Genomic DNA, 23,136 nt, shown 5'->3' on the forward strand with positions numbered 1-23,136 from the left:
CGTTTCAGAAAGTCATGGTCCGGCGCGATGCCAGGATCTTTTGCAGGACGGCACAGTCGACATCCCCGGGAACCGGGCGTTCGCCGGTGACCATGGGCAGGAATTCGGTGTCGGGAATGTCGAGGAGCCTTTCATATTGGTCGATTTCGTCGCCGGTCAAGGCGCCGATCTCGTTGTCGGCAAAGGTGCCGAGGATCAGGTCCATCTCGCGCATGCCGCGATGCCAGGATCGGAACAACAGCTTGCGGCGGCGGGTATCCAGCCCCTCGCTTGATCGTTTCGTCCCGGTCATCGTGCCGCATCCTTACGTGGTGCGGCGCATATAGCGTGGATAGAGGGCGGTGTCAGCCTTGCAAGGCAAAGTGAGACACCCGACAATCAATCTGAAATGATTGCATTCTTTCACACCCCCCTCTGGCCTGCCGGCCATCTCCCCCGCAAGGGGGGAGATCGGATGTCATCTCGGCTTTCGATAACCTGCAAGGTCGAGAGAGTGGGCCGGCGCAAGAGCTGCCAATCTCCCCCCTTGCGGGGGAGATGTCCGGCAGGACAGAGGGGGGTGGGAGGGAACTCAGCTTTTCTCACTCCAACTACGGCGCAGCCCTGATGCGCCCTTCCCTCCTCGATCCCCTATTCGTCCCGATCACCTCGCTTGCCGGCGTTGGGCCGAAGGTCGGCGGGCTGATCGAGAAGGTGGTCGCGGCCGATCTCGGCGAACGGCCGGCACGCGCCGGCGACCTTCTTTTCGTGCTGCCTCACACCGTGATCGACCGCCGCAATCGCCCCGGCATCGCGCTCGCGCCTGCCGGCGCCATCGTCACGCTCGACGTGCGCATCGACCGCCACCAGCCACCGCCACGCGGCAACCGGTCGGTGCCCTACCGCGTCTATGCCCATGACGACACTGGCGAGATCGGGCTGACCTTTTTTCACGCCCATGCCGCCTATCTCGAAAAGGCGATGCCGGTGGGCGAACATGTCGTCGTCTCCGGCCGTATGGAGTGGTTTAATGGCCGCCCGACCATGGTCCATCCCGACCATATCGCGCTGGTCAGCGAGGCGGAAACCCTACCGCTGGTCGAGCCGGTCTATCCGCTGACCGCTGGCCTGTCGGGCAAGGTGCTGCGCCGCGCCATCGGCCAGGCGCTCGGCCGGCTGCCGGAATTGCCGGAATGGCAGGACGGCGCCTTCATGCGCAAGCAGACCTTTCCCGCCTTCGCCGATGCACTCGCCCGCATACATTATCCCGCGGACCCGATCGATGTCGCCATCGAGGCCTCGGCATGGCGGCGGCTTGCCTATGACGAGTTTCTCGCCGGCCAGGTCTCGCTGGCGCTGGTGCGGACAAAAGTGCGCCGCCTGTCGGGCCGGCCGCTGATCGGCGACGGCCGCATTGTCGAGAAACTGCGCGCGGCCCTGCCCTATTCATTGACAGGCAGCCAGGAATTCGCGCTCGCCGAAATCAACGCCGATCTCGCCGATCCGGAACGCATGCTGCGCCTGCTGCAGGGCGATGTCGGCTCCGGCAAGACGGTGGTGGCGCTGCTTGCCATGGCGCGCGCCGTCGAGGCCGGCGGCCAGGCGGCGTTGATGGCGCCGACCGAAATCCTGGCGCGCCAGCATCTGGCAACGATCACGCCTTTGGCCGAAAAAGCCGGCCTGCGCGTCGCGATTCTGACCGGCCGTGAGAAGGGCCGCGAGCGCGCTGAGACGCTGGCAGGTCTCGCCAGCGGCGACATCGACATCGTCGTCGGCACTCATGCTTTGTTCCAGGAAACGGTGACTTACCACGACCTCGTCTTTGCCGTCGTCGACGAGCAGCACCGCTTCGGCGTCCACCAGCGGCTTGCCATCACCGCCAAGGGCGATGCGCCCGACATGCTGGTGATGACGGCAACGCCAATCCCGCGCACTTTGGTGCTGACCGCCTTCGGCGACATGGACGTCTCCAAGCTGACGGAGAAGCCGGTCGGCCGCCAGCCGATCCGCACCGTCACGCTGCCGCTGGAGCGGTTGGACGAGTTGGTCGGCCGCATGCTCGACGCCGTCGCCGACGGCCAGAAAATCTACTGGATCTGCCCGCTGGTCGAGGAATCCGAAGAGATCAAGCTGATGTCCGCCGAGGACCGTTTCGCCTCGCTGCAACCCTTGTTCGGCGACCGCATCGGCCTCGTTCACGGACGCATGAAGGGCGCCGAAAAGGACGAGGCGATGCGCGCCTTCAAGGTCGGCGAAACCCGCATCCTGATCGCCACCACCGTCATCGAGGTCGGCGTCGACGTACCCGACGCCACGATCATGGTCATCGAGCACGCCGAGCGCTTTGGCCTGGCGCAACTGCACCAACTGCGCGGCCGCGTCGGGCGCGGCGACAAGCCCTCCTCTTGCGTATTGCTCTACAAGGACCCGCTCGGCGAGACGGCAAAGCGTAGGCTGTCGGTGATGCGCGAGACCGAGGACGGTTTTTTGATCGCCGAGGAGGATCTGAAACTGCGCGGCGAAGGCGAGCTGCTGGGCACCCGCCAATCCGGCACGCCGGGTTTCCAGGTGGCGCGCATCGAGGCGCATGCCGACCTTCTGGAGGCAGCCCGCGACGATGCGCGGCTGATCCTGTCACGCGATCCGGAACTGCAATCCGAACGCGGCGAGGCGCTGAGGCTGTTGCTCTATTTGTTCGGCCGCGACGAGGCGGTGCGGCTTTTGCGCGCCGGCTGAGCCAGGGCGGCCACCGACGGGTTGGCAAGTGCGCTCTCGAGCGGCTCACCGTTGAGGTCGACGAGCCTGGTCTTGACCTCGGGCGCTACCAGGCCGGCCGAAACGATCAGTCTGGCGCCGTCCTCGATCGTCATGTCGAGCAGCACGATGTCGGATTTCAGCACATACATCAGGAAGCCGGTGGTCGGGTTGGGCGTGCACGGCATGAAGACGGCAATCATCGGGTCGCCTTCCTGGTCGAGCTTCTGGTTGATCTCGGTTTCCTTCTCGCTGGCGACAAAGACCAGCGACCAGACCCCTTTGCGCGGATACTCGACCAGCCCGACCTGGCGGAACATGTCGCCCTTGTTCGAAAGCACCGTCTGGAAAATCTGTTTCAGCGAGCCGTAGATGCCGCGCACCAGCGGCATGCGCCCAAGCAATCGCTCGCCGAAATTGACGATGGCCCGGCCGACGATGTTGGCGGTCATGAAGCCGATCAGCGTAATCAGGACCAGCGCCACGATCAGGCCGAAACCCGGAACCGGAAACGGCAGATAGGTGTCGGGGCTGTAGCGCGCCGGAATGTAGGGTTTTACCCAAGAGTCGACCCAGCCGATGAACGACCAGGCGATATAGGCGGTGATCGCCAGCGGCGCGCAGACGATGAAGCCTGTGAGGAAATAGTTCCTCAGCCGGGTCATGCCGGAAGTTCTGGGAGCATCGGACATGGTTCACCGGGCGCGCGCGTTGCAGCGCAACATTAGTGAAGCAGACGGCGCTTTGGAACTGCGAAGTTTTTAAAGACCGCCAACGAGCGCTGGCTACTCCACCGTCACCGATTTCGCCAGATTACGCGGCTGGTCGACGTCGGTGCCCATGAAGACGGCGGCGTAATAGGCCAGCATCTGGATCGGCAGCGCGTAGATGATCGGCGAGATGATTTCCGGTACGTCGGGCAGAATGATCGTTTCCATCGTCTTCACGCTCACCTGCGCAGCGCCCTTGGCATCGGTGATCAGGATGATCTTGCCGCCGCGCGCCGCCACTTCCTGCATGTTGGACACGGTTTTTTCGAAGATGCGGTCATGCGGTGCGATGACGATCACCGGCATGTTCTCGTCGATCAGCGCGATCGGCCCATGCTTCAGCTCGCCCGCCGCGTAGCCCTCGGCATGGATGTAGGAGATTTCCTTGAGCTTCAGCGCGCCTTCCATGGCCAGCGGGAAATTGGTGTCGCGGCCGAGATAGAGCACGTCCTTGTAGCGCGAGATTTCGCGCGCGATGCGCTCGATCTGCTCTTCGAGCTTCAGCACCTGGTTGGCGTAGCGCGGCGCCTCAGAAAGCGCGCGCACAAGCGTCTTTTCCTCGTCCTTCGAGATCGTGCCGCGCGCCACGCCGGCGCGTACCGCCAGCGATGCCAGCACCGAGAGCTGGCAGGTAAAGGCTTTGGTCGAGGCGACGCCGATCTCCGGGCCGGCCAATGTCGGCAGCACGACATCGGATTCGCGCGCCATGGTCGATTCCCGCACATTGACGACCGCGCCGATCTTCATGCCGGCCTTGCGGCAATAGCGCAGCGAGGCCAGCGTGTCGGCGGTTTCGCCCGACTGCGAGATGAAGAAGGCGGCATCGTTGTCCGACAGCGGCATTTCGCGGTAGCGGAATTCCGAGGCGACATCGATGTCGACCGGCAGCCGCGCATAGCGCTCGAACCAGTATTTGCTGATCAGGCCTGCGAGATAGGCGGTGCCGCAGGCCGAGATCGCCAGCCGGCCGATCTTGGCGAAGTCGAACGGCAGATCCAGTGGCTTGGAAACACCCGAGACGAAATCGACATAGTGAGCCAGCGTGTGCGAGATCACCTCCGGCTGCTCATGGATTTCCTTTTCCATGAAGTGGCGGCGATTGCCCTTGTCGACCATGAAGCTGGTCGACAGCGACTGCTGGCGCTTGCGGGCAACCTTCTTGCCGTCGATGTCGAAGATGGTGACGCCGCCGCGGCGCACCACCGCCCAGTCGCCGTCCTCGAGATAGGTGATCGAATTGGTGAAGGGCGCGAGCGCAATGGCGTCGGAGCCCAAAAACATCTCGCCATCGCCATGGCCAACGGCCAGAGGCGGGCCGTTGCGAGCGCCGACGATAAGGTCCTCGTCGCCCGTGAACATGATGGCCAGCGCAAAGGCGCCTTCCAGCCGCTTCAGCGCCTGGTGCGCGGCCTCGACCGGCTTCAGCCCCTTGGCCAGTTCCCGCGCCACCAGATGCGCCACAACCTCGGTGTCGGTCTGCGAGGAGAAGGCATAGCCGTCGCGGATCAGCTCGTCGCGTAGTTCGGCGAAATTCTCGATGATGCCGTTATGGACGATGGCGACGCCGTCGGAAAAATGCGGGTGCGCATTGGTCTCGTTCGGCACGCCATGCGTCGCCCAGCGCGTATGGCCGATGCCGATCGTGCCCTCGAGCGGCTCGTCCTTCAGCCGGCGTTCGAGGTTGATCAGCTTGCCTTCGGCACGGCGCCGGCCGAGCGCGCCCTTCTCGACGGTGGCGACACCGGCCGAGTCATAGCCGCGATATTCCAGCCGCTTCAGCGCATCGACAATGAGCGGCGCAACCTGCTGCTGGCCGACAATTCCGACGATACCGCACATGGCGCCTGCCCCCGATTCCCGATGGAAAACCAGCGCTATCTAGGGATTGCCGGCCTGCCGCGAAAGTCACTTTGCGTTTCGTCTGGTGTAACGGAACGCTTGTCAACCCGATGCACCATGGCAGACCGCTCTTGCAATCCGGTTACTGCAATTGCTCGATTTTTCGAGGCGTCCGGTTCTCGTTTTCGCAATATCTGGCTAAGGTCTGGCCATGATGAGCCAAGCCACCGTCACACTCTGGCGTCCTGTCGGACCCAAGGAACTGGAACTGATCGAGGCGTCAGGGATGCGGGAATTCCCGCCGCGCCTGCCCGATCAGCCGATTTTCTATCCGGTTTTGACCGAAGCCTATGCGACGCAGATCGCCCGCGACTGGAACGTGCCGGCCAGCGGCTCCGGCTTCGTCACCCGCTTCGACGTACTGAAAAGCTTTCTCGACCGCTACCGGGTCGAGCACGCCGGCAGCAAGGCGCATCTGGAATACTGGATCCCGGCCGAAGACCTCGCCGATTTCAACACGGCGATCGTCGGCCGGATCGAGGTGACAGCGAGCTTCGGCAAGGCTGCCGATTTGATCGTTAGTGATCGGCAACAGCTTTCTTTTTCGCTGCCGCGGCCGAGGCAAACCGCTCGCGCAACTCCTTCCCCTTACCCGGAATTGTCTTCTGGCGCGCGCGGCCGAAGGCCAGTGCATCGTCGGGCACGCTTTCGGTGATCACGCTGCCCGAGGCGATGTAGCCGTCCTTGCCGATCGACACCGGCGCCACCAGCGACGAGTTCGAGCCGATAAAGGCGCCCTCGCCGATATCGGTGAAGAATTTCGAGTAGCCGTCATAATTGCAGGTGATGGTGCCGGCGCCGATATTGGCCCCTGCACCGACGCGAGCATCGCCGATATAGGTCAGGTGATTGACCTTGGCGCCTTCCTCGATAACCGCCTGCTTGACCTCGCAGAAATTGCCGACTTTTGCCTTGGTTCTGAGATCTGCACCCGGCCGCAGCCGCGCGAATGGCCCGACATCGCAATTGGAAGCGACGGTGGCACCCTCGATATGGCTGAAGGCGTGGATCTTGGCGCCGCCTGCAATCTTCACAGCCGGGCCGAACCAGACATTGGGTTCGACAATCGTGTCGGCGCCGATCTCAGTGTCGTGCGAGAAATAAACAGTCTCCGGCGCGATCAGCGTGACGCCCGACAGCATCGCCTCATGCCGGCGGCGCTGCTGCCAGATGCCTTCGGCCTGCGCCAGTTCGGCCCGGTTGTTGATGCCGAGCGCGCTCTCGAAGCTGGCCTCGGTGGCGACGACATCAAGGCCTTGTGCGCTGGCAATCTCGACAATGTCGGTGAGGTAGAACTCGCCCTTGGCATTCTTGTTGCCGACCTGGTCGAGCAGATCGAGCGCATGCTTGCCCGCCACCGCCATCATGCCGGCATTGCAGAACCCGATCTTTTTCTCCTCCGCCGAGCAGTCCTTTTCCTCGCGGATGGCGGTGAGCTTGCCGCCTTTTTCGATCAGCCGGCCATAGCCGGTCGGGTTGGGTGGGCGGAAGCCGACGACGACGACAGCGGCACCTTCCGCCAGTTTAAGCCGCGCGACCGCAAGCGCTTCCGGATCGATCAGCGGCGTATCGCCGAACATCACCAGGATATCGTCGTAACCCTTTGATATTGCTGCACGTGCCGCCAGCACGGCATGCGCGGTACCGAGCCGCCTCCCCTGCACGAAGGTCTCCGCATTCGGGGCGAATTTCTGCGCTGCCTTGCGCATGTCCTCCGCGCCATGGCCGATCACCAGCGCCAGATCGCCGCTACCGGCGGCCTCGGCCGCCTTCACCACATGGGCCACCATCGGTAGCCCGGCGATAGGATGCAGCACCTTGGGCAGTGCGCTCTTCATGCGCGTGCCCTCGCCGGCGGCAAGGATGACGGACAGGCAGGATCTCTGGCTCATGAACGGGCAACCATACGAAAGGCGTTTGAATCAATGCATGCTAGCAGTGCTGCTCATGCTGCACCAATGCGGTTAAATTCCGGTGAGACGCCGGAGCAGCTAACTCTCAATCAGCGGGTCGTTCGTTGGGGAATTCTGCGTTCTATCTTTTTGATAATTCATATAAAAATGGGGGGCATGGTCTATTTGACTGGCTACTAGAGTGGTCGCCTACCGCTTTTCCGGCCTCAAGCCAACACACTCCGGCTTCGGACGGCAGCGTTGCGCCACTTGCCGACCCTCGGCACCTCCAAGCACGAACGTCTGGTGTGATATCCGATACAAAAGCACTGCCACGGTGGCGTCAACCGGTTACACAAGGCAGGAAATATCTCCGGCCTTCTGGGAGTGGTGTGTCAGCGTCCCCAGAAGCTGTGTGGGCCTGTCGTCGGTTGGCTGTTAGCGCAGTGACTGGAACGCTCTACGCCTCGCAGCGGGATGGCGAAATCTCGTAAAGGCAAGGCCAAGCTGCGTTCTCCGTTCTGTATCAGCGAACAGGCGGAGACTGGGAGGGATGGATACCATGCGCGTTGGGCGTCTGGAAGCTGGCAGGACATGGACGCGGGGCGACCAGCGTGCAGGCGCTTGGCTGAGCGGTGCAATGACCACGCAGCGCCACCTCGCAGCGATCCTGGCTTGCGACGTAGTCGGCTATTCGCGCCTGATGGAGCGCGATGAGCGCGGTACGCTCGAGCGGCTGAAAATCTACCGCAACGACCTCCTCGAACCGCTGATCTCGGAGCACCAGGGTCGGATCGTTAAGCGCACCGGCGACGGCATGCTGTGCGAGTTCGCGAGCGTCGTTAATGCGGTGACCTCGGCGATGGCGATCCAGCAGGCCTTGGCGGAACGCGAGGCGGAGACGTCCGAGGAACAGCGGATTCGCTTCCGCATCGGCGTCAATCTCGGCGACGTGATCTGCGAGGAGGACGGCGACCTCTACGGCGACGGGGTCAACATCGCCGCCCGCCTCGAAGGCATCGCCGATCCCGGCACCGTGGTCGTCTCGGGCACTGCCTATGACCACCTTCAGGGCAAAGTCGACTGCGGCTTCACGCCACTCGGCGACCTGCGCCTCAAGAACATCGAGCGGCCTGTACGCGCCTACCGCGTCGAGGCCGACGCCAGTGCCTCGGTACCGCCTCACCTGCCCGAGAAACCCTCGATCGCGGTTCTGCCTTTCACCAATATGAGCGGCGACCCCGACCAGGAATACTTCGCCGACGGGCTCGTGGAGGACATCATCACGGGATTGAGCCGGGTGAACTCCTTCTTCGTGATCGCCCGCAACTCGTCCTTCACCTACAAGGGCCGGGCGGTGGACCTGCGCCAGGTCGGGCGCGAGCTGGGCGTCCGCTACGTGCTCGAAGGCAGCATCCGCAGAGCCGGATCGCGAGTGCGCATCAGTGGACAATTGGTGGACGCAATCAGCGGACACCATGTCTGGACCGACCGCTTCGAGGGCGACGTGAGCGACATCTTTGATCTGCAGGACAAGGTGACCGAGAGCGTCGTCGGCGCTGTCGAGCCGAGCATCCGGCTGGAGGAGATCAAGCAGGCGCGCATGAAGCCGACCGACTACATCAGCGCCTACGACCTCTACCTTCGCGCGCTGCCGCGCTTCTACAGCATGACGCGCGAAGGCTTTGCCGATGTGCGCCGGCTCACCAACGAAGCGCTCAGCATCGACCCTGGCTTCAGCTTGGCGAAGGGACTCGGCGCCTATGTCCGCAGCCTGTCCGTGAGCCAGTGCTGGCATGAGCCCGACGATACCCGCGTCGCCGCGCGCATGGCGCGCGAGGTACTGGCGGAAGCGCGCGACGACCCCACGAGCCTACGCTTCGCCGCGCAGGTGATCGCCTACAGCGCGAAGGACTACGAGATGGCGCTGCGCACGATCGAACGATCCCTGCTGCTCAACCCCAATTCGGCGCAGGGCCATACGGGCAGCGGTTGGGTGAACGCACATGCCAGCCGCCCGCTCGTCGCGATCGAGCACTTTCACAGGGCAATGCGGCTGAGCCCGGTCGACCCCGAGAAGGGCATCGCGCTCTCCGGCATCGGCATGAGCTACCTGATGCTCGAGCGCTACGAGGAAGCGCTGGCGTGGGGAGAACGCGCGCTGCACGAGATGCCCAACTACGGCTCCTCGCACCGGGTGGTGATCATGGCGCTGGTCAAACTCAACCGGCTGGACGAGGCGCAGGCGGCGGCGCGGCATCTGATGGAGGCGTTCCCAACCTACACGCTCACCCTGCAGAGACAGATCAACCCTTGGCGGGACAAGGCTTTCGCCGAGCGTTACGTCGAGGCGCTGGGCGTCTCCGGCGTGCCGGAATGATCGTCGCGGCTGCAAGGATGCCCTCTCCTGCGCGTCACGTCCGGCCAGGCGACGTCCGAAGTCCTTGGTCTTAATCAGCAGGTCCGCAGGTGGATCGTGCGCACAAAGCGGCAAACTACCCCAACTGCCCCAGCCCCGGGAAACTCTCCAGCAGCCAGTAGGACGCGCTCTGCACGCCGCCGGTGAGGAAGAACACGCCGGCAACCACCAGCAGCGCGCCGATCGCCTGTTCGACACGGCCGAGATGGACGCGGAATTTGCCGAGGAAGCGCATGAAGGCGCCGGAAAACAGCGCCGCGATCAGAAAGGGGATGCCGAGGCCGAGCGAATAGGCGGCAAGCAGCAGAGCGCCCTCGCCAACAGTCTCGCGGCCGCCGGCCAGTGTCAGGATCGGCCCCAGAACGGGTCCGATGCAAGGTGTCCAGCCGAAGGCGAAGGCCAAGCCCATGATATAGGCAGCAACGGCGCTGGTAGGTTTTCCCCGCGGTTGAAAACGCGCCTCGCGCGACAGCAGCGGGATGCGAATGATGCCGAGGAAGTTCAGCCCCATCAGGATGATGAACGCGCCGGCAATGAAGGCCAGTTCTTGTTGCCAGGTTCTCAGGAACTGGCAGATGGTCGAGGCGCCGGCACCCAGCGCGACGAAAACGGTGGTGAAGCCAAGCACGAAGGCCAGCGAGGAATAAAGCAGCGCGCCGCGTGCCCCGGCCTTCGCGGTCACACCAGTATCGCCGCGGAAGTCGTCGACCGACACGCCGGCCATATAGCAGAGATAGGGCGGCACCAGCGGCAGCACGCAAGGCGACAGGAACGAGATCGCCCCCGCCCCTATCGCGCTGACATAGCCGATATCCAGTGCCATCCCCGATGCTCCACAACGTTGTGGCTTTGATATAGCGAGGCAAAGGCGCATCCGCCAATCACCAATGCGTGGCAAACAGTCGCCCTGCCCAAGAGAATCGCGGGAAGAACCAGTCTCCCGGAAGCGTTTAACAGACGAGGCCCGCAATTTCTGCGCGCTTCTTCGAATACCCAGGGAGATTTCCATGAAAACGATCACTGTCGGGCTCGCGGCCCTTTTGCTCAGCACCGCCGCATCCTTCGCCGCCGAAGCGTGGAAGGAAGCCGAAGTCAACGGCACCAAGATCTACACCGATGCCAACGGCATGACGCTCTATACCTATGACAAGGATGAGAAGGGCAAGACCAACTGCTACGACAAATGCGCCACCAACTGGCCGCCGCTGAAGGCCGAGGCCGGCGCCAAGGCGGACGACGAATGGACCATCGTCGACCGCACCGACGGCACCAAGATGTGGGCTTATGACGGCAAACCGGTCTACACCTTCATCAAGGACAAGAAGGCCGGCGACACGACCGGCGACGGCGTCGGCGAAGTCTGGCACATCGTCAAAGCCGACTGATCTTTCGAACCTCAATCCCCGCCGATCGGCGGGACCAAGCTGGCTGCCGGCTCCAGGCGACCCGGTGGCCAGTTTCGTTTTTCGGCAGCTCGAAGGAAGGACCGGGCGCAGCTTCTGAGTCGTTTGTTCAAGACTTGACGCCCAAACCGGACGTCGCCGAATTCTGTGATTTTCTCCATACACTCTTAGAGTGTATTGCTGCGGACACGCCGGCAATTTGGCCGCCTCCCCTTGACCGGATGCAAAAGCGCGGCCATGTGAGCGACAAATAGAACGAGATTTCGTCGCGCGCAGCGGAATCCTCCTGCCGCACCACAGCTGATATGAGAACTCATGGACGTCGTCGTCGTCGAATCGCCGGCCAAGGCAAAGACAATCAACAAATACCTCGGTAAGAACTATAAGGTTCTGGCCTCGTTCGGCCACGTCCGCGATTTGCCGGCCAAGGATGGCTCGGTGCGTCCGGACGAGGATTTCGCCATGTCCTGGGCGGTCGACACCGCGTCGGGCAAGCGCCTCGCCGACATCGCCAAGGCGGTCAAGGATGCCGACGGCCTGATCCTCGCTACCGACCCGGACCGCGAGGGCGAAGCCATTTCCTGGCATGTCCTGGAGGTGCTGAAGCAGAAGCGCGCGTTGAAGGACAAGCCGGTCAGCCGCGTTGTCTTCAACGCCATCACCAAATCGTCTGTGCTGGAAGCGATGGCCAATCCACGCCAGATCGATGCGCCGCTGGTCGATGCCTATCTCGCCCGCCGGGCGCTCGACTATCTCGTCGGCTTCACCCTGTCGCCGGTGCTGTGGCGCAAGCTGCCGGGCGCCCGTTCGGCCGGCCGCGTCCAGTCGGTGGCGCTGCGCCTGGTCTGCGACCGCGAATCCGAAATCGAACGCTTCATCCGCGAGGAATACTGGCAGATTGCCGCTCTCCTTGGCACGCCGCGCAACGAGACTTTCGAGGCACGGCTGACCGCTTTCGAGCGCAAGAAGCTTCAGAAGCTCGACATCGCCAACAAGGCGCAGGCCGACGATATCAAGGGCATGCTCGAGGGTGCGACCTTCAAGGCGCTGTCGGTGGAAGCCAAGCCGACCCGGCGCAATCCCGGCCCACCCTTCACCACCTCTACGCTGCAGCAGGCCGCGTCGTCGGGCCTCGGCTTTTCGGCGACGCGCACCATGCAGGTGGCGCAGCGCCTCTATGAAGGCATGGAGATCGGTGGCGAGACCACCGGCCTGATCACCTATATGCGAACCGACGGCGTGCAGATGGCACCCGAGGCGATCGATGCCGCACGCGACGCCATCGCCAAGGAATTCGGCCCAAGATACCTGCCCGAAAAGCCGCGTCAGTACACGACCAAGGCCAAGAACGCCCAGGAAGCGCACGAGGCGATCCGTCCGACCGATTTCATGCGCACCCCGGCTTCGGTCAGGCAGTATCTCGATTCCGATCAGCTGCGGCTTTACGAGCTGATCTGGAAGCGCGCCATCGCCAGCCAGATGCAATCGGCCGAGATCGAAAGGACCACGGTCGAGATCGAGGCGGTCAACGGCGCCCGCACTGCAGAACTGCGCGCTGTCGGCTCGGTCGTCCGCTTCGACGGCTTCATCGCCGCCTACACGGATCAGAAGGACGATGACGCGGAGGACGAAGAAAACCGCCGCCTGCCCGAGATCCGCGCCGGCGAGCAGCTCAGGCGCGACGTAATCAACGCTACCCAGCACACCACCGAGCCGCCGCCGCGCTATTCCGAGGCGTCGCTGATCAAGAAGCTGGAGGAGCTCGGCATCGGCCGTCCCTCGACCTACACGGCGATCCTGAAGACGCTGGAAGACCGCGACTACGTCACCATCGACAAGCGCCGGCTGGTGCCGCAGGCCAAGGGCCGGCTGCTGTCGGCCTTCCTCGAAAGCTTCTTCGAGCGCTATGTCGAATACGATTTCACCGCTTCGCTTGAGGAAAAGCTCGACGAGATTTCCGACGGCAAGCTCGCCTGGAAAGACGTGTTGCGCGACTTCTGGAAGGATTTTTCCGGCGCTGTCGCCGACATCAAGGAACTGCGCGTCACCGACGTGCTCGACGCGCTGAACGAGGAACTGGCGCCGCTTGTGTTCCCCGCGCGCGAAGACGGCTCCAACCCGCGCATCTGCCCGAAATGCGGCACCGGTAACCTGTCACTGAAGCTCGGCAAATTCGGCGCCTTTGTCGGCTGCTCCAACTATCCGGAATGTTCCTTCACCCGCCAGCTCGGCGACGCCGCCAACCCGAATGGCGAGAATGGCGGCGGCGAGGACGGCACCAAGGTGCTGGGCAAAGACCCCTACACCTCAGAGGAAATCACACTGCGCTCAGGCCGCTTCGGCCCCTACATCCAGCGCGGCGACGGCAAGGAAGCCAAGCGCTCCAGCCTGCCCAAGGGCTGGACGCCAGAATCGATCGACCATGAGAAGGCGCTTGCGCTGCTGTCGCTTCCGCGCGATGTCGGCAAGCATCCCGAGAGCGGCAAGATGATCTCGGCCGGGCTCGGCCGCTACGGTCCGTTCGTGCTGCATGACGGCACCTACGCCAATGTCGAGAGCATCGAGGACGTGTTCTCGATCGGCCTCAACCGCGCCGTGTCGGTGATCGCCGAGAAGCAGTTGAAGGGCAAAGGCGGCCGCAATGGCGGCACGGCCGCTGCACTGAAGGAGCTCGGCGACCATCCCGATGGCGGCGGCAAGATCGTCGTGCGCGACGGCAAGTATGGGCCCTACGTCAACTACGGCAAGGTCAACGCGACCCTGCCCAAGGGCAAGGACCCGCAGTCGGTGACCGTCGAGGACGCGCTGGCGCTGATTGCCGAAAAGGAAGCCAAGGGCGGCGGCGGCAAGAAGCCGTTCCGCAAGGCCGCAGCGGCCAAGGCACCGGCGGCGGCCAAGAAAACCACAGCCAAAAAGTCGGCGACCAAGAAGCCGGCGGCGAAGAAAAAGGGATAAGCAGCGTGGCGCGCAGGATCACCGGACGAAGCCACGGCGATCCGCGCACCGCCGACACCAGGGCCAAGGTCAAGGACGACTACCGGCCCTCGCGTGACGAGATCCTGCGCTACATCGCCGAAAATCCCGACCGTGCCGGCAAACGCGACATCGCCAAGGCGTTCGCGCTGCGCGGCGACGACCGCATCTGGCTGAAAGACATTCTGCGCGACCTGCAGGACGAAGGCGTGCTGACCAAGGAGCGCAAGCGGCTGGCCCGCGTCGGCGCCTTGCCCCATGTCGCGGTGCTCGACATTTTCGGCCGCGACGGCGACGGCATCCTGCTGGCACATCCGGCAGAGGCCGTGGGCACCGGCGAACCGCCCGTCGTCTCGATCCGCGTCTCGCGCGGCGGCAATGGCCCGCAACCGGGCATTGGCGACCGCGTGCTGGCCAAGACCTTCCCGACCGATGAGCCGACCGGGCCTGCCTATACGGGCCGCGTGATGAAGATTTTCGAGAAGCGGACCGATGCCGTGCTCGGCATCTTCCGCATCCTCAAAGACGGCACTTTCCGCATCGAGCCGGTCGAACGGCGCCAGCCCGAGCTGATCGTCGACAAGGAATTTCAGAACGGCGCCAAAAACGGCGACCTGGTCGAGGTCGAGCCGGCGCGAGCCTCCCGTTACGGCTTGCCGCGCGCGAAAGTGCTGGCGGTATTGGGCTCGCTGACCGGCGAAAAGGCGATCTCGATGATCGCCATCCACGCGCACGACATCCCGCACATTTTCCCGGCCGACGTCATCGCCGAATCCGAAGCGGTGAAACCGGCGACGATGGATCACCGCGAGGACTGGCGCGACCTGCCACTGGTCACCATCGATCCTGCCGACGCCAAGGACCATGACGATGCTGTGTTTGCCACGCCCGACCTCGACGAGAAGAATCCTGGTGGCGTGATCGCCACAGTCGCCATCGCCGATGTCGCGGCCTATGTCCGCTATAACACCGCACTCGACCGCGAGGCGCAGAAGCGCGGCAATTCGGTCTATTTTCCCGACCGAGTCGTGCCGATGTTGCCCGAGCGCATCTCCAACGACCTCTGTTCGCTGCGCGAAGGCCAGGACCGGCCGGCGCTCGCCGTGCGCATGACCTTTTCGGCCGATGGCCGCAAGCTGCGCCATACCTTCCACCGCGTCATGATGAAGTCGGCGGCCAAACTCGCCTACCCGCAGGCACAGGCCGCGATCGACGGCGTGATCGACGACAAGACCGGGCCGATCCTCGACACGGTGCTGAAGCCGCTGTGGGACGCCTACGCGATCCTGAAGCGCGGCCGCGACGGCCGCCAGCCGCTCGAGCTCGATTTGCCCGAGCGCAAGATCATGCTCAAGCCGGACGGCACCGTCGACCGCGTCATCGTTCCGGAACGGCTCGACGCTCACAAGCTGATCGAAGAATTCATGATCCAGGCCAATGTCGCCGCCGCCGAGACGTTGGAGGCGAGGAAGCAGGCGCTGGTCTACCGCGTCCACGACGCGCCGTCCCTGGCCAAGCAGGAATCGCTGCGCGAGTTCCTGCAAACGCTCGGCCTGTCGCTTGCGCGCGGCGCGCAGATGCGGCCCGCCCAGTTCAACGGCATTCTCGATCGCGTGCGCGGCGCCGACAATGAAGGGCTGGTCAACGAAGTGGTGCTGCGTTCGCAGAGCCAGGCCGAATACGCGCCCAAGAACATCGGCCATTTCGGTCTCAATCTCAGGCGCTATGCGCATTTCACCTCACCGATCCGCCGCTATGCCGATCTGATCGTGCATCGCGGGCTGATTGCCGCACTGGGGCTTGGCCCGGGCGGGCTGACGCAGGATGAGGCGGCGCGGCTGGAAGACGTGGCGGTGCTGATCTCCGCCACCGAGCGCCGCGCCATGGCGGCTGAGCGCGACACGGTCGACCGGCTGATCGCGGCCTATCTCGCCGAGCGCATAGACGACCGTTTCGACGCCCGCATCTCCGGCGTCACCAAATCAGGACTATTTGTCCAATTGCCGCAGTTTGGCGCAGATGGTTTCATCCCGGTGTCAAGTCTGACCGGCGATTACTATATATACGACGAAACCGCGCGATCGCTGTTCGGAGAACGCACCGGCAAAGGTTACCAGCTTGCCGACCGCGTCGAGGTTCGCCTGATCGAGGTGGCGCCGATGGCCGGCGCGATGCGTTTCGAGATGCTGACCGACCCGAAGCCCCTGCCCGGCTCCAAGCGGTCGTTTCACAAGGCAAAAGGCCGCGCCCGCGCGTCGCAATCGCGCCCGGGTTCGCGCGGCAGGAGACGATGATGGCAAGCGAATTGGGAATCCAGGAACAGGTTTTCGGCGGCGAACATCATTCGGGCCGCGCCGCCCGTCCGCTGTGGACGGCGATGAAGCGCGGCGCGCTTGGCCGCTGCCCGCATTGCGGCGAAGGCAAATTGTTTGCCGGCTTCACCAAGAGCGTCGACAAATGCAGCGTCTGTGGCGAAGAGCTTGACCACCACCGCGCCGACGACCTGCCCGCCTATCTCGTCATCGTCATCGTCGGCCACATTGTTCTTGGCGCCTTCATGGGTGTCGAGGCGACCTCGACGCTCTCCATGTGGCAGCACATCGCCATCTGGGTGCCGCTGACCATCGTGCTGTCCGTCGCTCTGCTGCAACCGGTCAAGGGCGCCGTCATCGGACTGCAATGGGCGCTCTATATGCACGGTTTCGGCGGCGAAAAAGATGGGATCGAGCCGCATCCCGGAACCTGAGTTGCATCGGGCAATGCTGCCTGGCGCAACATGCCGACCGTGAAAGGCCACTTTCGTTTGCCAGAAGTTTCCGCTAGGTCCTGCGCATGGAAGGTATGACCAAGGCGGAAGTCGACAGGATGGAGCGGGGCACGATCGCCCATGGCGGCCAGCCCATGCGTCCGCGCGACGCCGCCACCCTTATCCTGCTCGAACGCAAGGGCGACGAGGTGCTGGTGCTGATGGGCCGGCGCCATGCCGGCCACGCCTTCATGCCCGGCAAATTCGTCTTTCCCGGCGGCCGCACCGATCCGGCCGACAGCCGCATTGCCGTTGCCACCCCGCTGCTGCCAGCGGAAGAAGCCAAGCTGACCGCCAGCGTCGGCCGCATCAGCCCGTCGCGGGCCCGCGCCATTGCGCTCTCGGCCATCCGCGAGACCTATGAGGAAGCCGGCCTGCTCATGGGCTCCAAAGGCGCCTTCGCAACGGACAAACGCAACTGGCATGGCTTTGTCGAGCACGGCGTCCAGCCCTCGCTGGCGCCGCTTCGCTTCATCGCCCGTGCCATTACGCCACCCAATCGGGTGCGTCGTTTCGACACCCGCTTCTTCAGCGCCTGGCGCAGCGACGTCGTCGTCGAGTTGCCAGGTGGCGGCCCGACCAATGAGCTGGAAGAACTGGTCTGGCTGCCGCTTGCCAAGGCCAGAGAGGCCGACATCCCCGATATCACCCGAACGATCCTGCAGGACCTGGAGAAGCGGCTTGCCGACGATCCACGCCTGCGACCCGGTGGGTCCGTGCCCTTCTACCGGCTTGTCCGCAACCGCTTCGTTCGCGAAGTTCTCTAGCATCGAGTATTCAGGCATCCCATGACGGTCGATACCCAGCAAGAGGGCGACGAACGCGTCCATTGGCTACCGATGATCGCCGCTATCTCGTCCATCAGCGTCGTCGGCATCGCCATCGGCCTCGGCATGCCGCTGCTCAGCGTCATCCTTGAGACACGCGGCCATTCGGCCTCGATGATCGGCCTCAACACCGCGGTCGCCGGCCTTGCCTCGATCGCCGGCGCCCCGCTGGCCACGCCACTGGCCATGCGCTTCGGCGTCGCCTGGACGATGATCGGCATGATCGTCGCCGGTGCGCTCGCCTTTGTCGGCTTCCATTTCGCACCCGATTTCTGGATGTGGTTCCCGCTGCGCATCGTGCTGCACATCGCGCTCACGGTGCTGTTCATCCTGTCGGAATTCTGGATCAGCACCTCGGCGCCGCCGCGCCGGCGCGGCCTGGTGCTCGGCATCTACGCCACCGTGCTGTCGCTCGGTTTTGCCGCCGGGCCGTGGATCTTTGCCCATATAGGCAGCACCGGCTTCACGCCGTTCGGCGTCATTATTGTCCTGGTTGCCCTGGCCGCGGTACCGGTGCTGGCCGCGCGGAACGAAAGCCCTACCATCGTGGTCGACGGTGAGACCAGCAACTTCCTGCGCTACATCTGGCTGGTGCCGAGCGCGACCGCCGCCGTGCTGGTGTTCGGCGCCGTCGAGACCGGCGGTTTTGCGCTGTTTCCTGTCTATGGCAACCGCATCGGCTACTCCGAGGCCGACGCGGCCCTTCTCTTGACCATGATCGGCCTCGGCAACGTGCTGCTGCAGATCCCCATCGGCATGATCAGCGACCGCGTCAGCGACCGCCGCTATCTGTTGATCGCCTGCGCCGCGGTCGGACTCGTGGGAACCATCTTCATGCCGTTCTTCGCTGGGAATTGGCACCTGATGGCAGCCCTCCTGTTCGTCTGGGGCGGTGTGGTGGCCGCCATGTACACGATCGGCCTCGCCCATCTCGGCTCCCAGCTTTCCGGCCACGAACTGGCCTCGGCCAACGCCGCCTTCGTGCTCTGCTACGGTGTCGGCATGGTGCTCGGCCCGCAGGCGATCGGCATTGGCATGGATGCTTTCGGGCCCTCCGGCTTCGGCTGGTCGCTCGGCTTGTTCTTCGGTGCCTACATCGCCCTGGTCAGCGTCAGGCTGATCCGCAAACTCCTGTTGTAGCCGGCGACGGCAAGCGCTTTTTCACGACGCAAAGACACGGCTGCTGACAGAACCGTGTCAGGAGGCTTCAGCTAAAAGGGTGTCCCAAAACACCCGAGTTCGAGGATACTGCCATGATCGACAGCGGCTTTGAAACCACATCGTTACGCATGACGCTACTGCTGCTTGTCAGCTTCCAGGCCCCGGCCGCCGATGTCGACCGCATCATGGACGCCGTGGTCGCGATCGCCCCGCTCGCCATGGGCAAGTATGACCGCAACGCGTACCAGTCCGCGCACGGCATCGAACGCTACCGGCCTCTCGAAGGTGCTGCCGCCGGCGCCGAGACCGAATTGCGCCGCCGTCCCGGCACGGTCGAGGTCTCGTTCGAATTGCCCGATGACCAGTTGCTCGCGGCCCGCGTGGTCGAGGCGATTTTCCAGGCGCATTCCTACCAGGAGCCGGTGATCCGCATTCAGCCGATCCTGGCCAGCCGCTCCAAGGGCCTGGACGACCGCGCCAATCCGAATCGCTGGTGGAACACCACCGGCGACTGGAAGAAAGCAGCTGCGCCGGTAGCGCAAACCGTGTGATTTCAAGCCAAAGGGCGGCTGCACTTGGTCACAGCTGGCGCGCCGGGCTTGACTTTCCGGGCACGTTCTTTATGTGTCGCGCCAAGTTTCCCGCGTCCGGGTGTTTTCCCCCGCTCCAGCGGCCAAAACCCCACGAACATAACGGACTGATACAATGGCCAAAGCCGCAAACATCAAGATCAAGCTTCTGTCGACCGCCGACACCGGTTTCTTCTACGTGACCAGCAAGAACAGCCGTACCAAGACGGACAAGCTGTCGTTCCGCAAGTACGATCCGGTCGCCAAGAAGCACGTCGAGTTCAAGGAAACCAAGATCAAGTAATCTGGCTTCTGCACGCTCTGTAAAAACGCCGCCCTTTCGGGCGGCGTTTTTGTTTTGCAGGCTCTGAAAGCCAGAGACCTTCCGCGCCTTGGCGAGGAAAGCTCCTTGTGATTTTTAGAAAAGAGGGGGCCGGTCGGCGTATGGCAGCGGTACGAGGAGGCCACTATGTGCCAAGGCCGGCCGGCCGACCCCACGGACCCAGGAGATGCGGCGGACCTGAGCATCATGGGGTATTCGGAGCGATACGGCTGTCTACCCTCGTGCCCGCATCGCCTTAGTTCTTGCACTGCACATTTGCGCAACAACGTATGAAAATCAACAGTTTCTTAACCAAGGCTCGGGAATCGCTTGGATTAAGGTAAATTCCTAACCCTATCGGGTTGACTGGATAATTCGGCGTCGGACCTACGCGGCCTTGGCGACGACGCGGTTGCGGCCACCGCTCTTGGCTTCGTAAAGAGCGACGTCGGCGCGCTTCATCAACGCCGCGACCGTGTCCGCGCCGTTCAGCACCGACGACACGCCCACGCTGACCGTGACTTCGATCGTCTTGCCTTCTTGACCGATGGCAAACGGCAGTTGGGCGATTTCGGCGCGAATGCGTTCCGCAACCTTTGCCGCTACCGCTGCGTCCGTGTCCGGCATCACAACCACGAATTCCTCGCCGCCGAAGCGGCAGGCCAGGTCGATACCCCTGACATTTTTGCGCAACCGCCGGGCGAATTCGCGCAGCACGTCGTCGCCGCCGTCATGGCCATGCGCGTCATTGACGGTCTTGAACCGGTCGAGATCGGTGATCATCACCGACAGGGGTCGCCGCCGCGCCACGGCACGGTCGAACAGCGTCTGCAGATGGCTGTCCAGGTAGCGGCGGTTGTGCAGACCAGTCAGCCCATCGGTCACCGCCATCTCGATGGTCTGTGTGACGCTGGCGCGGAGCTGGTCGTTGTAGCGCTTGCGGCGCACCTGCGTGCGCAGCCGCGCCATCAGCTCCTGCTGATCGATCGGCCGCATCAGATAGTCGTTGATGCCGAGTTCGAGGCCGCGGATGATGCGGCCCTCCTCGCCTTCTTCGGCAAGCAGGATAATCGGCAGGAAGCGGGTGCGATCGAGCGAACGCAATTGCGAACATAGCCGCAGCGGATCGAAATCGGCAAAACCGGTCGAGATCAGCACGCATTCATACGGCGCCTCGGCGGCCTGGAAGAAACCGGTATGCGGATCGGTGGCAATGTCGAGTTCGGCGCTGCCCCGCAGCATCTTCTGAATGCGTTCGAAGGAGAGTTTGCGCTCGTCGATCAACAGCACCTTCGGCGTCACCTCGTCGCTCGCGAAGGTACGGCTCAACAGCGCCTCGATGCCGATGTTACGGGTGGTCGAGGCGCGCAGACGCAACTCATCGGTCAGCGACTTCAGCCTGACCAGACTCTTCACCCGCGTCATCAGCTGCAAATCATTGACCGGCTTGGTCAGGAAATCGTCGGCGCCGGCCTCAAGGCCGCGCACCCGGTCGGCAACCTGGTCGAGCGCGGTGATCATGACCACCGGTATGTGCGATGTCGCCGGATCGCTTTTCAACCGCTTGCAGACCTCGAACCCGTCCATGTCGGGCATCATCACGTCGAGCAGCACGACATCGACCTTGCCGTTTTCGCAGGTCTCGATCGCATCCGGCCCGTTGGAGGCGGTCAGCACCTCGAAATATTCGGCCAGCAGCCGAACCTCGAGCAGTCGGACATTGGCAGGGATGTCGTCGACGACGAGGATCCGTGCAGTCATTTCACAAGGCTCCGGCTGGAATCGGTGCTGACATCAGGCATCACCCAGATAGGATTTGATGGTTTCGATGAAACGCGGCACCGAGATCGGCTTGGAGATGTAGGCTTCGCAGCCCCCTTGGCGAATGCGTTCCTCGTCGCCCTTCATGGCGAAGGCGGTGACGGCGATCACGGGAATGGAATGGAGGTCATCGTCCTCCTTCAGCCATTTCGTCACTTCCAGGCCTGATACTTCCGGCAGCTGGATATCCATCAGGATCAGGTCCGGCCGGTGCTGGCGTGCCAGATCGAGCGCCTCGAGGCCGTTGCGCGTGCGCACCGTCTCGTAACCGCTGGCTTCGATGAGGTCCCGAAAGAGCTTCATATTGAGCTCATTGTCCTCGACGATCATCACCTTCTTAGGCATCGATTTCCCGTCCCGGCCGGGCTTCGCCCGAAGCCTGCCGTCATGCGTCCTTGTCGGAGCACACCAAACCCTCCTTCACTCTAGGGCAATATGATTGACGAAACGGAAACCCGCAGCTGTAAAAGCCACTCGGATTCCACCTCGAAAACCACATTGGATTGGGGCGGTGGCTTGCCGCAAGCGACGCTTGCGATTACTGCGGAAAAGAGACTCATTTCCGCAAACCAGAAGGTAATGATGGCAAACGCAGCGTCAATGCGCGAGGAGGCGGAAACCATTGCCGTGAGGGCACTGGGCTTCGTCGCCGCAGACCCGGAACTCCTGCCGCGCTTTCTGGCAATCACGGGCATAGAGGCCTCTGCCATCCGGCGCGCCGCAGCCGAACCGGGATTCCTTGCCGGCGTCCTACAGTTCATCCTTGCCCACGAGCCAACCTTGCTACGCTTTGCCGAGGAAACCGGCACCCCGCCGGCCTCAGTCGGCAAGGCCTTGCGTGCGCTACCGCTCGGCGACGACGACCATGAGCGTTCGATATGAGCGACGACCCCGAGACGGCGCGCCAGATCGCCGAACTTGCAGCCGACGACCGGCCTCTGCTGATCCTCGACGTCGACGATGTCGTGCTCGAATTCATCCGGCCATTTCCGCATTTCCTGAAATCGCGCGGCTTTGGGCTCACGCTGGCCTCCTTCCGCCTCACCGGCAACATCGCCGAAACGGCGAGCGGCCGGCTGATCGAACAGCCGGAAGTGACGGCACTGCTTGGCGATTTCTTCGACGCGCAGGCTGACTGGCAAAGCGTCACCGACGGCGCCGAACAAGCGCTTGCCAGCCTCGGCGACCGCGCCGAAATCGTCCTTTTGACCGCCATGCCGCACCGCCATCGCGCGGCGCGCCGCGCCCATCTCGATGCGCTCGGACTTCCCTATCCGCTGTTGACCACCGAGATGGCGAAGGGGCCGGCAGTGGCGAAATTGCGCGGCGAAAAGGGCCGGCCGGTGGCCTTCGTCGACGACCAGCCGTCCAACCTCATCTCGGCGCGCAATTCGGTCGCCGATGCGCACCTCTTCCATCTGATGGCCGACAATTCGCTGCGCGCCTTCCTGCCGCCGGTGCCCGACGACATCATCTCTGTCGAGGATTGGCATGAGGCGGCGCCAAAGATTGCTAGCGCGCTCGGGCTTTAAGCCCAAGCG

General features: G+C 63.5%; 19 protein-coding genes and 1 pseudogene. 13 read left to right on the plus strand and 7 right to left on the minus strand.

Features of this window, described 5'->3' with window-relative positions; translation table 11 throughout:
• Nucleotides 1-4: 4 nt before the first annotated feature.
• Nucleotides 5-292: a succinate dehydrogenase assembly factor 2 gene (locus tag ACWTU9_RS20900; RefSeq protein WP_454588497.1), complete on the minus strand. Its 288-nt coding sequence runs from the start codon at nucleotides 290-292 to the stop codon at nucleotides 5-7.
• Nucleotides 293-606: 314 nt separating this feature from the next.
• On the opposite strand from ACWTU9_RS20900, the gene recG reads away from it, so the two are divergent.
• On the plus strand, nucleotides 607-2,715 hold the full coding sequence (recG, locus tag ACWTU9_RS20905; protein WP_455859921.1) for an ATP-dependent DNA helicase RecG: 2,109 nt from the start codon (nucleotides 607-609) through the stop codon (nucleotides 2,713-2,715).
• Here recG and ACWTU9_RS20910 read toward each other — a convergent pair.
• Entirely contained in the window at nucleotides 2,667-3,425 is a 759-nt protein-coding gene (locus ACWTU9_RS20910) for a DUF502 domain-containing protein (RefSeq protein WP_454574106.1), read from the minus strand. The genes recG and ACWTU9_RS20910 overlap by 49 nt on opposite strands.
• A gap of 93 nt (nucleotides 3,426-3,518) precedes the next feature.
• Nucleotides 3,519-5,342, minus strand: coding sequence for a glutamine--fructose-6-phosphate transaminase (isomerizing) (glmS, locus tag ACWTU9_RS20915; protein WP_455859922.1), 1,824 nt, complete (start codon nucleotides 5,340-5,342; stop codon nucleotides 3,519-3,521).
• Between the two features lie 211 nt (nucleotides 5,343-5,553).
• Between glmS and ACWTU9_RS20920 the strand changes: the two are divergent.
• A pseudogene (locus ACWTU9_RS20920) lies at nucleotides 5,554-5,898 on the plus strand (ADP-ribosylation/crystallin J1); the annotation flags it as partial.
• A 22-nt stretch (nucleotides 5,899-5,920) separates the two neighbouring features.
• On the opposite strand, the gene glmU reads toward ACWTU9_RS20920, so the two are convergent.
• On the minus strand, nucleotides 5,921-7,294 hold the full coding sequence (gene glmU, locus ACWTU9_RS20925) for a bifunctional UDP-N-acetylglucosamine diphosphorylase/glucosamine-1-phosphate N-acetyltransferase GlmU (RefSeq protein WP_455859923.1): 1,374 nt from the start codon (nucleotides 7,292-7,294) through the stop codon (nucleotides 5,921-5,923).
• A 640-nt stretch (nucleotides 7,295-7,934) separates the two neighbouring features.
• Here glmU and ACWTU9_RS20930 point away from each other — a divergent pair.
• Nucleotides 7,935-9,674, plus strand: a complete 1,740-nt coding sequence (locus ACWTU9_RS20930) for an adenylate/guanylate cyclase domain-containing protein (protein WP_455859924.1) — start codon at nucleotides 7,935-7,937, stop codon at nucleotides 9,672-9,674.
• A gap of 115 nt (nucleotides 9,675-9,789) precedes the next feature.
• Here the strand turns inward: ACWTU9_RS20930 and ACWTU9_RS20935 are convergent, their stop codons facing one another.
• On the minus strand, nucleotides 9,790-10,536 hold the full coding sequence (locus ACWTU9_RS20935; RefSeq protein ID WP_455859925.1) for a cytochrome c biogenesis CcdA family protein: 747 nt from the start codon (nucleotides 10,534-10,536) through the stop codon (nucleotides 9,790-9,792).
• Between the two features lie 184 nt (nucleotides 10,537-10,720).
• Here ACWTU9_RS20935 and ACWTU9_RS20940 point away from each other — a divergent pair, with 184 nt between their 5' ends.
• The 8 genes from ACWTU9_RS20940 to rpmG all read left to right on the plus strand — a co-directional run bounded on the left by ACWTU9_RS20940 (nucleotide 10,721) and on the right by rpmG (nucleotide 19,756).
• Nucleotides 10,721-11,098 carry a COG4315 family predicted lipoprotein gene (locus ACWTU9_RS20940; protein WP_455859926.1) on the plus strand — a complete coding sequence of 126 codons (378 nt, stop codon included), beginning with the start codon at nucleotides 10,721-10,723 and terminating at the stop codon, nucleotides 11,096-11,098.
• A 333-nt stretch (nucleotides 11,099-11,431) separates the two neighbouring features.
• Nucleotides 11,432-14,071 (plus strand): type I DNA topoisomerase, encoded by a 2,640-nt coding sequence (topA, locus tag ACWTU9_RS20945; RefSeq protein ID WP_455859927.1) that lies wholly within the window; start codon nucleotides 11,432-11,434, stop codon nucleotides 14,069-14,071.
• Nucleotides 14,072-14,076: 5 nt separating this feature from the next.
• Complete coding sequence (gene rnr / locus ACWTU9_RS20950) at nucleotides 14,077-16,383, plus strand: ribonuclease R (protein ID WP_455859928.1); 2,307 nt, start codon at nucleotides 14,077-14,079, stop codon at nucleotides 16,381-16,383.
• Nucleotides 16,383-16,835, plus strand: a complete 453-nt coding sequence (locus tag ACWTU9_RS20955) for a DUF983 domain-containing protein (protein WP_455859929.1) — start codon at nucleotides 16,383-16,385, stop codon at nucleotides 16,833-16,835. The genes rnr and ACWTU9_RS20955 overlap by 1 nt, the downstream gene beginning before the upstream one ends.
• Before the next feature lie 86 nt (nucleotides 16,836-16,921).
• The gene (locus ACWTU9_RS20960; RefSeq protein WP_455859930.1) at nucleotides 16,922-17,662 is read left to right on the plus strand and encodes an NUDIX hydrolase; all 741 of its coding nucleotides are present in this window, start codon (nucleotides 16,922-16,924) and stop codon (nucleotides 17,660-17,662) included.
• A 21-nt stretch (nucleotides 17,663-17,683) separates the two neighbouring features.
• Entirely contained in the window at nucleotides 17,684-18,862 is a 1,179-nt protein-coding gene (locus ACWTU9_RS20965) for an MFS transporter (protein ID WP_455859931.1), read from the plus strand.
• A 113-nt stretch (nucleotides 18,863-18,975) separates the two neighbouring features.
• The gene (locus ACWTU9_RS20970; protein WP_454574117.1) at nucleotides 18,976-19,434 is read left to right on the plus strand and encodes a hypothetical protein; all 459 of its coding nucleotides are present in this window, start codon (nucleotides 18,976-18,978) and stop codon (nucleotides 19,432-19,434) included.
• Nucleotides 19,435-19,588: 154 nt separating this feature from the next.
• Nucleotides 19,589-19,756 carry a 50S ribosomal protein L33 gene (rpmG, locus tag ACWTU9_RS20975; RefSeq protein ID WP_006201775.1) on the plus strand — a complete coding sequence of 56 codons (168 nt, stop codon included), beginning with the start codon at nucleotides 19,589-19,591 and terminating at the stop codon, nucleotides 19,754-19,756.
• Nucleotides 19,757-20,161: 405 nt separating this feature from the next.
• Here the strand turns inward: rpmG and ACWTU9_RS20980 are convergent, their stop codons facing one another.
• Nucleotides 20,162-21,535 carry a PleD family two-component system response regulator gene (locus tag ACWTU9_RS20980; protein ID WP_455859932.1) on the minus strand — a complete coding sequence of 458 codons (1,374 nt, stop codon included), beginning with the start codon at nucleotides 21,533-21,535 and terminating at the stop codon, nucleotides 20,162-20,164.
• Between the two features lie 33 nt (nucleotides 21,536-21,568).
• Nucleotides 21,569-21,940: a response regulator gene (locus ACWTU9_RS20985; protein ID WP_023667574.1), complete on the minus strand. Its 372-nt coding sequence runs from the start codon at nucleotides 21,938-21,940 to the stop codon at nucleotides 21,569-21,571.
• 237 nt (nucleotides 21,941-22,177) lie between these two features.
• On the opposite strand from ACWTU9_RS20985, the gene ACWTU9_RS20990 reads away from it, so the two are divergent.
• Entirely contained in the window at nucleotides 22,178-22,477 is a 300-nt protein-coding gene (locus ACWTU9_RS20990) for a DUF3572 domain-containing protein (protein ID WP_455859949.1), read from the plus strand.
• Complete coding sequence (locus ACWTU9_RS20995; RefSeq protein WP_455859933.1) at nucleotides 22,474-23,127, plus strand: hypothetical protein; 654 nt, start codon at nucleotides 22,474-22,476, stop codon at nucleotides 23,125-23,127. Before ACWTU9_RS20990 ends, ACWTU9_RS20995 begins: the two co-directional genes overlap by 4 nt.
• The last annotated feature ends 9 nt before the right edge of the window (nucleotides 23,128-23,136 follow it).

This window comes from Mesorhizobium sp. 128a (assembly GCF_053848025.1).